Source organism: Microcoleus sp. bin38.metabat.b11b12b14.051 (genome assembly GCF_013299165.1).
In the GTDB taxonomy this organism is placed as follows: domain Bacteria; phylum Cyanobacteriota; class Cyanobacteriia; order Cyanobacteriales; family Microcoleaceae; genus Microcoleus.
This window is the reverse complement of record NZ_JAAFKD010000011.1, coordinates 95,038-108,003: the sequence shown is the minus strand read 5'-3', so window position 1 is coordinate 108,003 and position 12,966 is coordinate 95,038. Positions and strand designations below refer to the sequence as shown.

At 45.1% G+C, this 12,966-nt stretch carries 10 protein-coding genes; 5 read left to right on the top strand and 5 right to left on the bottom strand.

Annotated elements, in window-relative coordinates; all coding sequences use genetic code 11:
• Positions 1–328: 328 nt before the first annotated feature.
• Positions 329–778: a nucleoside-diphosphate kinase gene (ndk, locus tag QZW47_RS13920; RefSeq protein ID WP_293128035.1), complete on the top strand. Its 450-nt coding sequence runs from the start codon at positions 329–331 to the stop codon at positions 776–778.
• Positions 779–1,038: 260 nt separating this feature from the next.
• Here ndk and QZW47_RS13915 read toward each other — a convergent pair whose 3' ends face one another.
• Together QZW47_RS13915 and QZW47_RS13910 are read right to left on the bottom strand one after the other, a co-directional pair.
• The gene (locus tag QZW47_RS13915; RefSeq protein ID WP_293128034.1) at positions 1,039–1,455 is read right to left on the bottom strand and encodes a hypothetical protein; all 417 of its coding nucleotides are present in this window, start codon (positions 1,453–1,455) and stop codon (positions 1,039–1,041) included.
• 479 nt (positions 1,456–1,934) lie between these two features.
• Positions 1,935–3,008 carry a radical SAM protein gene (locus QZW47_RS13910; protein WP_293128033.1) on the bottom strand — a complete coding sequence of 358 codons (1,074 nt, stop codon included), beginning with the start codon at positions 3,006–3,008 and terminating at the stop codon, positions 1,935–1,937.
• Positions 3,009–3,471: 463 nt separating this feature from the next.
• Here QZW47_RS13910 and QZW47_RS13905 point away from each other — a divergent pair, with 463 nt between their 5' ends.
• From QZW47_RS13905 to QZW47_RS13895, 3 genes are all read left to right on the top strand, one after another.
• Positions 3,472–4,266 carry an ABC transporter permease gene (locus QZW47_RS13905; protein ID WP_366930878.1) on the top strand — a complete coding sequence of 265 codons (795 nt, stop codon included), beginning with the start codon at positions 3,472–3,474 and terminating at the stop codon, positions 4,264–4,266.
• Between the two features lie 368 nt (positions 4,267–4,634).
• A complete protein-coding gene (locus QZW47_RS13900) occupies positions 4,635–5,498 on the top strand; it encodes an aldo/keto reductase (protein ID WP_293128032.1) in 864 nt (287 codons plus the stop codon).
• Between the two features lie 333 nt (positions 5,499–5,831).
• Complete coding sequence (locus tag QZW47_RS13895; protein WP_293128031.1) at positions 5,832–6,512, top strand: GIY-YIG nuclease family protein; 681 nt, start codon at positions 5,832–5,834, stop codon at positions 6,510–6,512.
• A gap of 343 nt (positions 6,513–6,855) precedes the next feature.
• Here the strand turns inward: QZW47_RS13895 and QZW47_RS13890 are convergent, their stop codons facing one another.
• On the bottom strand, positions 6,856–7,710 hold the full coding sequence (locus QZW47_RS13890) for a DUF3598 family protein (protein WP_293128030.1): 855 nt from the start codon (positions 7,708–7,710) through the stop codon (positions 6,856–6,858).
• A gap of 18 nt (positions 7,711–7,728) precedes the next feature.
• On the opposite strand from QZW47_RS13890, the gene QZW47_RS13885 reads away from it, so the two are divergent.
• On the top strand, positions 7,729–8,550 hold the full coding sequence (locus QZW47_RS13885; protein WP_293128029.1) for an SAM-dependent chlorinase/fluorinase: 822 nt from the start codon (positions 7,729–7,731) through the stop codon (positions 8,548–8,550).
• Between the two features lie 293 nt (positions 8,551–8,843).
• On the opposite strand, the gene QZW47_RS13880 is transcribed toward QZW47_RS13885, so the two are convergent.
• Together QZW47_RS13880 and leuS are read right to left on the bottom strand one after the other, a co-directional pair.
• Positions 8,844–9,749: an alpha/beta fold hydrolase gene (locus QZW47_RS13880; RefSeq protein WP_293128028.1), complete on the bottom strand. Its 906-nt coding sequence runs from the start codon at positions 9,747–9,749 to the stop codon at positions 8,844–8,846.
• 440 nt (positions 9,750–10,189) lie between these two features.
• Complete coding sequence (gene leuS / locus QZW47_RS13875) at positions 10,190–12,760, bottom strand: leucine--tRNA ligase (RefSeq protein WP_293128027.1); 2,571 nt, start codon at positions 12,758–12,760, stop codon at positions 10,190–10,192.
• Positions 12,761–12,966: the final 206 nt, after the last annotated feature.

The following is a 12,966-nucleotide window of genomic DNA, read 5'->3' as shown; positions in this document are numbered from 1 at the left end:
TATACCTTCGTTAATTATGTATGTTTTTGAGTATTACTAATTGTGTTTGTTATCATACGTATTTGTATTTAATATCATAGGTAAAAGTGTTTGCAGTCACAGAAACTTGTGATTTGCATCATATTAAGGTAAATTAGCCGATCGAGATTTGCAGAAAAATTAGTTTGAGTCGCTGCTGCTCGCGCTCTCGGTGCGCCGAAGAGGACAATACAGATAAAGGTTGCGCGCAAGTTCCCAAATAACAATTGTGTCTTCTCAGAATTGCCTTTGGGTGCATTGTGAGCTACTCTGTCTTTTGGATCGGTTAAGAAAACAATAGGAGTTAATCTTGGAACGGACTTTTTTAGCGATTAAGCCCGACGGAGTACAGCGCGGACTCGTCGGCGAAATTATCGGTCGTTTTGAAGCCAAGGGCTTTACCCTAGTTGGGATGAAGCTAATCACGGCGAGTCGCGAACTAGCCGAACAGCATTACGCCGTGCACAAAGAAAGACCGTTTTTTGCGGGACTGGTAGACTTCATCACTTCCGGGCCGATGGTGGCGATGGTGTGGGAAGGTGACGGCGTTGTGGCCTCTGCGAGAAAAATGATTGGCGCGACAAATCCTCTAAATTCTGAACCGGGAACAATTCGCGGCGATTTAGCTGTGAATGTGGGCCGCAATATTATTCACGGTTCTGATGCTGTGGAAACTGCGAATCAGGAAATTAGTCTCTGGTTTAAACCTGAAGAATTGAGTGCTTGGACTCCTTGTTTGAGTCCTTGGATTGTGGAGTAGTTTTGATATTCTCCCGATTGTGAATCGGGAGATATTATAAGTTTTAAAATTTAGTGTTTGCACAGGTAAATCCCAGAAACCGGGTTTTTTTCGTTATTTATCGTACTCCACCGAAAATTGTCGTAGAAACCCGGTTTCTCGCCACTCAGCGAGAGAATTCGACGCACACTAATCCCAGAAACCGGGTTGATTCCTATATCTCTCGTACTCCACCCAAATTATTGGCAGAAACCCGGTTTCTCGCCACCCAACGACAGAAATTAGATCACACTAATCCCAGAAACCGGGTTGATTCCTATATCTCTGGTACTCCACCGAAAATTGTCGTAGAAACCCGGTTTCTCGCCACTCAGCGAGAGAATTCGACGCACACTAATCCCAGAAACCGGGTTGATTCCTATATCTCTCGTACTCAACCGAAAATTGTCGTAGAAACCCGGTTTCTCGCCACTCAGCGAGAGAATTCGACGCACACTAATCCCAGAAACCGGGTTGATTCCTATATCTCTCGTACTCCACCGAAAATTGTCGTAGAAACCCGGTTTCTCGCCACTCAGCGAGAGAATTCGACGCACACTAATCCCAGAAACCGGGTTGATTCCTATATCTCTCGTACTCCACCGAAAATTGTCGTAGAAACCCGGTTTCTCGCCACGCAGCGAGAGAATTCGACGCACACTAATCCCAGAAACCGGGTTTCTTCCTATATCTCTGGTACTTAACCCAAATTATGGGCAGAAACCCGGTTTCTCGCCACGCAGCGAGAGAATTCGACGCACACTAATCCCAGAAACCGGGTTTCTTCCTATATCTCTCGTACTCAACCGAAAATTGTCGTAGAAACCCGGTTTCTCGCCACGCAGCGAGAGAATTCGACGCACACTAATCCCAGAAACCGGGTTTCTTCCCTTATTTCTCGTACTCCACCCAAATTATTGGCAGAAACCCGGTTTCTCGCCACGCAGCGAGAGAAATTAGAGCACACTAATCCCAGAAACCGGGTTTCTTCCCTTATTTCTCGTACTCAACCGAAAATTGTCGTAGAAACCCGGTTTCTCGCCACCCAGCGACAAAACCCAATTCATCAAACAAAAAACCGGGTTTTTACCAAAACCCGGCACTCATGAACACAAGCAATATTAAGACTCCTCAAACCTCAATTCTTCAATAACTTCATTCCCATTTTCACCTTGTCCAAAATCGTCTTTTGCGAGACGCAAGTAATCAGACACAGCTTGCCGCAATTCAAAGTATCGCGGCGGACTTCCTGAGCTTTTTCGCCGTACCAAATCTCGCGGGCGCTGGCTTCTTTCACGTTCCCAATCACGGGATATTCGTCGCACAACTTCACATCGCCGCGCGTGTCAATCCAGTAATTACGCAGTCCAACGCGACAAGGACGAGTTGAATCAGGAGCTTTTTCTTCCTGGAAGTGCGGCATCATCAAGCGCAACACTTCATCGCTGTTCATAATTGGCGCGCCGTTTTTCTTCATCTCAATTAAGCGCTCAATTACCTGCGAAAATTCTTCTCTGTCTGCTTCTTCAACCCACAATTCCGAATATGTTTCAGGCGTCCAACGGTTGACTGGCTGGAAGTTCACCGTCGTAGCTTCAATTCCCTTCGCCCAAGTGACAATTTCTTCTAGGTGGCGGAAGTTGAGCCTGTTGATAGTCGGTTTGACGTTGATCGGAAACAGGACGTTTTGTTTTTCTTGTTCTTCGCGCAGATAACCGATTCCTTTGGAAAGTCTGTCGAACAATCCGGGTTGACCGCGCAAATAGTCGTGCAATTCTGCGTTTGGCCCGTCAACGGACATATTCACATTAAAAGGGCGCGCCGCTACAGTTTTTGCTGCATTTTCGCGAGTCATGCAGTAGCCGTTGGTGGTGACACCGGCGTGGATGCCGTTTTTGTTGGCAAATGTCAGCAAGTCTAGAAAACCTTTCTTAATATAAGGTTCGCCACCGCTAAAGTTGATGGAAAATTCGCCGACAAATTCTTTGACGCTCAAGAGGGCATTTTGCCAATCTTCGATGGTCATTTCGTCTTTATATTCTTTGAGGCGCCAATACTCGCACTGACGGCATTTTACATTGCAGTGCTCGTTAACAATCCCGTAAAAAGTGACTGGGCTGGTCATGTCTAGCCCTGTATTGATCCGCAACGATTCGGCTACTGCGCTCTTGGTGTGCTTGACGCCCAGTCTCGATAGTGTTAAAGCATCCATGTCTTATTTACCTTACGTTTTGTTGTTTAAGTCAATTTATCGAACTCAATTGTTTACGTATTATTACGTATCGCTGACCTCTGACTGATTACGTATTCTTTTGGAGTACGTATGCACCATCCTAATCGTTACTTTTGGGTATGGCTAGATGTTTTTGAATTTTTTATAATGTTAAGGCTTGTAACACATTAAAATTACTAATCAATGAGGCAAGATTTCCTGTTCAAAGAGGAGCAGAGCTTAATAATTTGCAACTATATAGAAGCTTGAGATTGAGTTAAAGCCCAAAATTATCATGGTTTATTTAAATCAAGTTACACAGCTTAATAATTATTGCAAGTAAAATTACTTAAGTAGGCTGTGTGAATAACTTAAAATTATCGTGTAATAAGCGAGCTGTACAGCATAGGGCTTCACACAAGCTTTACAATAGGAGGGAATATAAGTATTTCAACAGCAAAAAATGGCGACAAACATGGGACGATATTTGCAGGTACTGAAATTGTTCTGGGGTGCGGCGATCGCAGCCGAGCTCGAATATCGCATCAATTTTGTCCTGGCGACCCTCAGCAGCCTCGGAAATCTTGCAGGCAGCTTGTTTGGGCTGTCGCTGTTCTACCGTACAGGCTACAGGTTTTCGGGCTATTCATGGGAACAAGCTTTAGTTGTACTCGGCATTTTTACGGTTTTGCAGGGGTTTTCGTCAACCTTTCTGGCGCCCAACCTCAGCCGTATTGTCGATCGAGTGCAGCAAGGTACTCTGGATTTCGTACTCCTCAAGCCGATTAGTTCGCAATTCTGGCTATCTGCAAACACCGTTTCCCCTTGGGGAATCCCGGATTTAATCTTTGGTGCCCTATTGCTGCTGTATGCTGCCAATAAATTGGGAGTAGAAATTGGCAACTATTTTTTAACAGCAATCCCGCTGTTATTTGGAACTATTACTCTTTACAGTATCTGGTTTATGCTCGGTGCAACCAGTATTTGGTTTGTCAAGATTTACAATGTTACTGAAGTTCTGAGAGGATTGTTAGAAGCAGGTAGATTTCCGATGGCTGCTTATCCCGCAGCTTATCGATTTTTCTTTACCTTTGTGGTTCCTGTTGCTTTCTTGACGACTGTGCCGGCAGAAGCCATGCTTGGCAGAGGTGAGATTGTTTGGATCGCAGGGGCTGGTATTTTGGCGATCGGGCTGTTAATTTTCTCCCGGTATTTCTGGCAATTTGCACTCCGCTTTTACACCAGTGCTTCCAGTTAAGGTAAGTAGCGTTGGCTGATGCGCGCCCAAAGATTATCTGTGATGTTTGATGGCAAAAACGAGAGCAGCTTTGACCAGTGGGGAAAAGTCAATAAAAATATATATAGCCTTGTTCACAAAGATGGGGTACAGGAATTTTAGATTTTAGATTTTAGATTTTAGATTGAGGAATTGAGGAATTGAGGGATTGAGGGATTGAGGGATTGATTGGTAAGTCCCTCTTTTTTTTGATAAATGCTGTACAGTTTAAATGCAGTAACGACAATTTTTTTTCACCCTATCTAGTTATCTCCTCAAAAAAGCAGTAAAATTTCAAGATATCCTTGAAATCTAAACTCTCAATCAACCACCCAAACGAGGGCCAACGAATGAAAAGAAAAAGACTGGGCAACAGTAATTTCAATATATCAGCGATCGGTCTTGGATGTATGCCAATGTCCTTAAGCGGCCGGCCGCCCGAAGCGCAATCAATTGCGGTCATTCATCGCGCCCTCGATTTGGGTGTCACCCTAATTGACACCGCAGATTCCTATTGCGAAGATCAATCGGACAAACACCACAACGAACACCTCATTGCCAAAGCTTTGCATGAGTACACGGGAGATATTCGGGCAGTTACTATCGCCACGAAAGGCGGCTTAATGCGGCCTCAAGGTGCTTGGACGCGCAACGGCAATCCCCACCATTTGCGCAAGACAATTCGCGAAAGTTTTGAAGCTTTGGGTGGCAATCAGCCGATCGACCTTTGGCAATACCACTCGCCCGATCCAGCCTATACAATCGAAGCAGCCCTAGCACCCGCAAAAGAAGCAGTAGAAGCAGGAATGATTCGATTTATCGGAGTTTCCAACTTTTCTGTAGAACAGATCAAACGCGCCCGCGATACGGTAGAAGTTGTCTCGGTGCAGAATCAGTACAATCCGTGGCACAGACAGCCGGAATCCGACGGCGTACTGGAATATTGCGAAGCTGAAAAATTGACATTTTTTCCCTGGAGTCCTTTGGGGGGAAGCCGTCGGGCGACTAGCTTGCAAGATATGCCTGCGATCGCCAAATTAGCTGCTGAAAAAAACGTTTCAGTTTACTGTATAGTGTTAGCCTGGTTGATGGCAAAATCGCCTTGTGTCGTTCCGATTCCCGGCGCGACAAAATTATCGAGCATTGAAGACTCCCTAAAGGCGATCGAAGTTAAATTGACAGACGAGGAATTGCAACAAATTGCAGCAAGTTAAATACGTAAGCTGTTGGGCGTTTAAGTTGCAGGTTTGGGGTGGGGTTCAAAGCCTACCCCACAATAATTTGATTGTGGTTTGAAATACAATTAAATGCTGCAACAGCTTATAAAGCCAGAAATTTAATTAATTGTGTTACCGTCATCACAGGGGATTTAAGCCCCCACCTTTAGGTGGATTGTTTTTAGGAAGGGGCTTAAATCCCCTACCTGAAAACTTCGCACTCCGAAGTCAACCCCTCGACTTCGCGGGCGGGCTCTTCTGTCAACTGTCAACGGTCAACTGTCAACTGTCAACTGTCAACTGTTAACGCTTTTTGAGGAATTGGGCTTTATGGAAGTCAATCAAGTGAATGCCGATCGAGACGTAGCAATTGAACATCAAAACGTACCTGTCGCCCATGAAGGACTGCACAATTTTTTATACAGTTCCGACTCAGAACACAGCGCAGCAGCCGCTATTTCTGCATTAGAAAATGACGGGACGCAAGTAATGTCGATCGATACGTGGCGGACTTTAGCAACTAACGCCAAAGTCGCCGGCGTTTATGCTGTCACGGATACTTCCGGCAATACTCAGTATATCGGTTATTCGCGAAATATCCTGCTTTCAGTCAACGGTCACATTGCCCAAAATGGGGCGGAAAGTTGCGCTTTTGTGCGGGTGCAAACTTTCAAATTTCCGAAGCGGGAAGAAATGGAAAGTTTGCGGGATGCTTGGATTGCAGAACTCGGCAGCATTCCGCCTGGAAATGGTGCAGACAGCGAGATGTGGGCGAGTACGGTAGGTCAAGCAGCGCGATCGGCAATGTCGGCCGCAGAACAACAAGCCTATGAGGAAAAGAAGCTAAAATTGCGTAAAGCAATGGCAGATTCAAGTCTTACCAAAGAGTTGGAAACAGCGGCTAAAATTGATGGGGGACAACATAAGCATCTGGAAGATGTTGTTAATAATAACGATGATTGGAGTGCGGTAATTCAATCGCAAACCCAGGAAACAAAGTCTGAAAAATAATATTCGTGAGTCTACCAACTTTCGTTTATCGTAAGTACGCGCTCTAATTTCTGTCGTTGGGTGGCGAGAAACCGGGTTTCTACGAAAATTTTGGGTTGAGTACGAGAAACCTAGTCAGAAACCCGGTTTCTGAGATTAGGGTGCGCTCTAATTTCTGTCGTTGGGTGGCGAGAAACCGGGTTTCTGCGACAAATTTCGGTTGAGTACGAGAGATATAGGAAGAAACCCGGTTTCTGAGATTAGGGTGCGCTCTAATTTCTGTCGTTGGGTGGCGAGAAACCGGGTTTCTACGAAAATTTTGGATTGAGTACGAGAAACATAGGAAGAAACCCGGTTTCTGAGATTAGTGCGAGTAACCTTTTTTCCGTTCAGTAACTAAGGTCAAACTTACCCATTCACCCTTGTCATTGTAACTGCGAATCATCCGAAATCGCAAGTTAGGTTCTACCAACCAACCAGCCTCAAAAAATATAGGTTTTCTGGATTCAACTTTCACCGGACAAGTGCAAGAACCGCCGTCAGGAAGCAGCAAAACTTGCACGGGCGTTGAACCTTCGTTAAACTTAATCACAGAACCGTCAATGCTACCGCTAGAACTGATAACATTAGCATTGCTACCAAAAGTAATTTTCTGCATTAGCCGATCGCCATTTGGCAAATCCAATTGCAGTTTGGTAGAATAGCGATCGGCTGAACGCCCGTCTGGATACATTGTCACGGCCTCGCCTTCCCATTCTCCCAGCAAATCGCCAACCGTTAAAGGCGGACGTTCGGGGACGTTTTTATCAAGCTGCTTTTCCCGAATTAAGGTAAGTTGGGATAAATTACCGTCGGTAGTGTAGAGTTGAACAAAGCGCAATCGGCGATAATTGTAGATAAAACCAAACTCGGCACCAGACTCAGAATAAGGCGATAGTTGAATAGTTCCCTGACAAAAATTCCCATCCTCAAAAAATAGGATATCTCGTCCCAAACTTTGATATTCTCGAACCAGTTCGCTGACTTCCGGTTCGCCGACACCGCTAGGATTTGGAGAAAAGCGGCGCAGTTTCAACCGCACAGTTTTGTTGTCATTGAGTCCTTCAAGAGAAATAATGCTGGGAGTATCTTTAATTACCTCTCCCCGCGTTGATAGCTGAGTGAAGGAACCGTGCCATTCTCCCAAGTTTTGCAGAAAGTTTTCCCACTGCGCTACCATATTCTTACCTTTGGATATATGTCTAAAAATAGAATTATAACTCTGCTGACGGATTTTGGGTTAAGCGATGTTTATGTGGGAGTGATGAAAGGTGCGATCGCCCAAATCAACCCGCAGTTAAAAGTGATTGACATTACGCACCAAATACCCTCTCAAAATATTGCGGCGGCGAGGTTTTGTTTAATGACTGCTTTTGCTTATTTTCCGCCAGAAACAGTACATATTGCGGTCGTCGATCCGGGCGTGGGTAGCAACAGACGCGCGGTGGCGGTGAAATGTGCTAATTGCTTCCTTGTCGGGCCCGATAACGGGTTGTTTGGCGGGGTGTTGAGTCGGGAAAGTGCGATCGCATCTGTGGAACTCACCAATCCGCAATATTGGCGCACACCCGCACCCAGCAGTACGTTTCACGGTCGCGATATTTTCGCCACAGTGGGTGCTCATTTGGCGAATGGGGTGCCGCTGGAAGAGTTCGGACAGGCGATCGATCCTGCGAGTTTAGTGCAGCGACAGATACCAAATTGCGCCGTTACAGCCACAGGTGCGACTGGTTTTGTTCAATATGTCGATCGCTTCGGCAATCTAATTACTAATATCCCGAATAATTGCATTACAAACAACAATTGGTCAGTGACAATTAGCAATAGTTACGCTCCAATTCACATACCCAGCGGTAAAACATATAGCGACAGCAAGCCTGGGGATTTAATAGCAATAACTGGTTCTGACGGTTGGCTAGAAATTGCCGTTAATAGCGGCAGCGCTCAATCCGTTTTGCAGTTAGAAGTAGGAGATAAAATAGAAATAATATTATCTCCACTTCTCAAACCATCACCCTAAAATAGGTTCGTAGTGAGGACTTCAGTCCGCATTCAACAAGAAAAAATTCGCATTTCAAACGCTCAAACCATCACTATAAAATAGGTTCGTAGTGAGGACTTCAGTCCGCCTTCAATCAGAGAAAGATCGCAGGCCGAACGCTCAAACCATGACCATAAAATAGGTTCGTAGTAAGGACTTTAGTCCGCCTTCAATCAGAGAGGACTAAAGTCCTTACTACGAACCTATTTATTCATCTTAAGAGGACTTCATTCCGCCTTCAATGAGAGAGGACTAAAGTCCTTACTACGAACCTATTTATTCATCTTAATTTGAGATTTTTTCGCAAAATCAACAATTGTTTCGCGATATTTGCTGCTGTTAAAAAAAGCATCTCCATTATTATGCTTAGCATTAGGAACCAGCAAAATTTGCTTAGGTTCATCAGCAGCAGCATACAACTTATTACTCATCGCGGCGGGAATCAAAGTATCAGCAGTTCCGTGAACGAACAAAACCGGAATTTTGAGCAATTTGACTTTATTCAAAGAATCAAACTTTTGTGTCAGCAGCAGCCGCACCGGAAACAGCCGCATCAAACTTTGGCGTTCTACCATATCCAGCATCGAAGTGAAGGAACTTTGAACAATTAATCCCGCAGCTTCTGAATGTGCAACTGCTAATTCTACAGCAACAGCGCCTCCGAGTGAATGACCGTACAAAAAGATTTCGCTAGGCGACAATTGCCGCTGTTTGACTAAATAATTATAAGCTGTTTCTGCATCTTCATAAACCTGAGCTTCGCTGGGAAAATGACCTTGACTGCGCCCGTAACCCCGGTAATCTATAAGCAATACCGAAAAACCCAATTGTCGCAGGCGGTAAGATTGATTGATATTCGTACCGATGTTAAAACCCTTACCGTGCAGGTACAATAGGGTTCCTAGCGGCTGTGGATTGGCGGCTGGCAGCCACCAACCGTGAATTTTGTCTGTTTTTGCCGTTTTGGGCGATCGCCCGTTAAGTGGCAACCAGACCTCTTCGTAGGGGATGTTGAAAGCATCGGGTGTTTTGGCAATCGCACCTGTGGGACTAAAGATGAGACGAGTTTGCAGGCTAAACAACAGTATACAAGAGACGATATAGGCGATCGACCAAAATTTCACCAAAAATAATATCCATTTATGCAAATGTCTGTATTTCTTTGGTAATTTGCTCATGGCGGTACAATAAACTATCGGTGATTTAACAGCATAAAAAATAAATATTATCTCCCTTAAAGCACCAACAAAATCGGTTTGTAGTGAGGACTTCAGTCCGCGCTAAAGAAGGACTAAAGTCCTCACTACGAACCATTGACTTAGCTAAAGAAGGACTAAAGTCCTCACTACGAACCATTGACTTAGCTAAAGAAGGACTAAAGTCCTCACTATGAACCATTGACTTAGCTAAAGAAGGACTAAAGTCCTCACTATGAACCATTGACTTAGCTAAAGAAGGACTAAAGTCCTCACTATGAACCATTGACTTAGCTAAAGAAGGACTAAAGTCCTCACTACGAACCATTGACTTAGCTAAAGAAGGACTAAAATCCTCACTAGGAACCATTGACTGCAAGTATCAGAAACCCGGTTGAGTTCAAAAACCGGGTTTCTCCTATTTATCCAGCTACAACGAAATTAACCAACTTTCCAGGAACCACAATCACCTTTTTAATCTCCTTACCTTCCAGATGGCGCTTCGCCAAATCAGACTCACGGGCGTAGTTTTCCAAAGCAGCTTTATCCGCGCCAGAAGGCACTTGAATAGTGCCGCGCGTCTTACCCATAACTTGAATTACCAGCGTAATTTCATCGGTAACTAAAGCAGACGGATCGGCAACAGGCCAAGCTTGCAAGTGGACAGATTCGCTGTTACCAATCAACTGCCACAATTCATCAGAAATGTGCGGTGAAAAAGGCGCTAACAGCAAAATTAAAGTATTGATTCCTTCTGCATAAACAGGCGAATCCTTACATTTAGCATCAGCCAGCGCATTGTTCAATTTCATCATTTCGGAAACAGCAGTATTGAACTGATACTCGCCCTCCAAATCTTCTCGAACCTCCTTAATTGCAGTGTGAATCGCCCGCCGCAAATCCTTCTCAACTTTGCTCAGCGCATCTTTCTCACCCGCTTGTAGGGGCGGTGCCCCCTGGCCCGCCCTGTCTAGTGCAGCAAACTCTGTTACCAAGCGCCAAACGCGATTTAAAAAGCGAAATTGTCCTTCCACATCAGCGTCATCCCACTCTAAATCCTTCTCCGGTGGTGCCTTGAATAAAATAAACATCCGCGCCGTATCAACCCCATATTTCCCCATAACTTCCAAGGGGTCAACACCGTTGTATTTAGATTTAGACATCTTCTCATAGAAGACTTCCAAAGCTTCTCCTGTTTGCGGATCTTTAGGATTTTCGGGGTCTACATCTGATGCAGCAACGTATTTGCCAGTTACAGGATTTTTGTAAGCTTTTGCTTGTACCATGCCTTGGGTTAATAGGCGTTTAAATGGTTCATCGCAATTGATTAAACCCCGATCGCGCACAACCTTCGTAAAGAACCGCGAATACAGCAAATGCAGGATTGCGTGCTCGATTCCGCCGACATATTGGTCTACCTGCATCCAATCATTCGTCTTCGCCGTATCAAAGACTTGCTCTGAATTTTGAGCATCAGGATAGCGCAAAAAATACCACGATGAATCCATAAAAGTATCCATCGTATCAGTTTCGCGCTGCGCCGGAGTGCCGCAACTCGGACAAGGAACGTTTACCCATTCCGGCATTTTTGCCAAGGGCGAACCTTTGCCAGTAAATTGTACATTTTCCGGCAATAATACGGGTAAATCCGATTGCGGGACGGGGACTGTGCCGCATTTCGGGCAGTGAATTACCGGAATCGGAGCGCCCCAATAACGCTGACGAGAAATTAGCCAATCTCTCAAGCGATATTGTACTCGCGCTTTGCCACAACCTGAATTTTCGGCAGCTTGAATAATTGCGGCTTTACCTTTAATTGAATCCATCCCGTTGAAGCTTTGGGAATTAATCATAATTCCTGGTTCGGTGTAAGCTTCCGTCAGCGGATTTTCATCATCATCGACAATTACTACTTTAATTGGTAGTTCATATTGATTGGCAAATTTGAAATCTCGCGTGTCGTGGGCGGGTACTCCCATGACTGCGCCGGTGCCGTATTCGTACAGCACATAATCGGCAATCCAAATCGGGATTTCTTCATCGTTGAAAGGATTGATTACTGTACCACCTGTGGGGACGCCGCGCTTCGGTTTGTCATCGGCCGTGCGATCCATTTCGCTTTGCAATGCAACTTCTTTGATGAAGGTATCAACAGCAGCTTTTTGGTCGGAGGTGGTCACGAGCTGAGTTAACGGATGTTCCGGTGCTAAAACAACGTAACTCACGCCATAAATTGTATCGGGACGGGTCGTGAAAACGGCAATTTTTTCATCCATGCCGACAATCGGAAATTCTAAGTAAGCGCCGACTGATTTACCAATCCAGTTGGCTTGCATTAATTTGACTCTTTCGGGCCAATCTGGCAATTTATCTAAGTCGTTTAATAACTGTTCGGCGTAATCGGTAATTTTGAGGAACCACTGCCGCAATAATTTGCGCTCGACTTTGGCACCGGAACGCCAGGAACGACCCTCGTTGTCTACTTGTTCGTTGGCTAAGACAGTTTGGTCGATCGGATCCCAGTTAACTGCGGCTTCTTTCTGATATGCTAATCCTGCTTCTAAAAATTGCAAAAACAGCCACTGAGTCCACCGATAATAATCGGGAGAACAGGTTGTAACTTCTTTTGTCCAGTCGAAAGAAATACCCAGGCGGCGAAATAAGCCTTTCATCTGGGAAATATTTTGATAAGTCCATTGTGCGGGGGGAATTCCGCGCTCGATGGCCGCATTTTCTGCCGGCAAACCAAAAGCGTCCCATCCCATGGGATTGAGTACGCGATAGCCTTGCATCCGCTTGAGTCTGGCAATTACATCGATGATTGTGTAGTTGCGGACATGGCCCATGTGCAAGCTTCCCGACGGGTAGGGGAACATGGATAAAGCATAAAATTTAGGCTTTTCGGTATCTTCCGGCATTTGGTCTAAGTTTTGCTCAGCCCATGTCTGTTGCCATTTTTCTTCTATGGATTGGGGGTTGTATCTGGAGTCCACAGCAATTGCTCCGTGCAGAGTTTAATAAAGTTGGCTTCAGTATTTTTGCACATTCATGGGGCCGCGATTAGGATTCTTTTGCACCCCCAAGGATTTTGGCTCTAATATCTGTATTATATATTGTAGTATACGGGATTTGCGATCGGGGGCTATTTCTCGGTTAAAAGAATGAGACTTATGCACGGGTGGTCAGAAACCGGGTTTTT

Bases quoted from the DNA above. Each gene is read 5' to 3' on its own strand.
- QZW47_RS13885 (WP_293128029.1), top strand. From the start codon at position 7,729: ATGTCTAAAAATAGAATTATAACTCTGCTGACGGATTTTGGGTTAAGC.
- QZW47_RS13905 (WP_366930878.1), top strand. From the start codon at position 3,472: ATGGCGACAAACATGGGACGATATTTGCAGGTACTGAAATTGTTCTGG.
- QZW47_RS13880 (WP_293128028.1), bottom strand. From the start codon at position 9,749: ATGAGCAAATTACCAAAGAAATACAGACATTTGCATAAATGGATATTA.
- QZW47_RS13900 (WP_293128032.1), top strand. From the start codon at position 4,635: ATGAAAAGAAAAAGACTGGGCAACAGTAATTTCAATATATCAGCGATC.
- QZW47_RS13890 (WP_293128030.1), bottom strand. From the start codon at position 7,710: ATGGTAGCGCAGTGGGAAAACTTTCTGCAAAACTTGGGAGAATGGCAC.
- QZW47_RS13895 (WP_293128031.1), top strand. From the start codon at position 5,832: ATGGAAGTCAATCAAGTGAATGCCGATCGAGACGTAGCAATTGAACAT.
- QZW47_RS13910 (WP_293128033.1), bottom strand. From the start codon at position 3,008: ATGGATGCTTTAACACTATCGAGACTGGGCGTCAAGCACACCAAGAGC.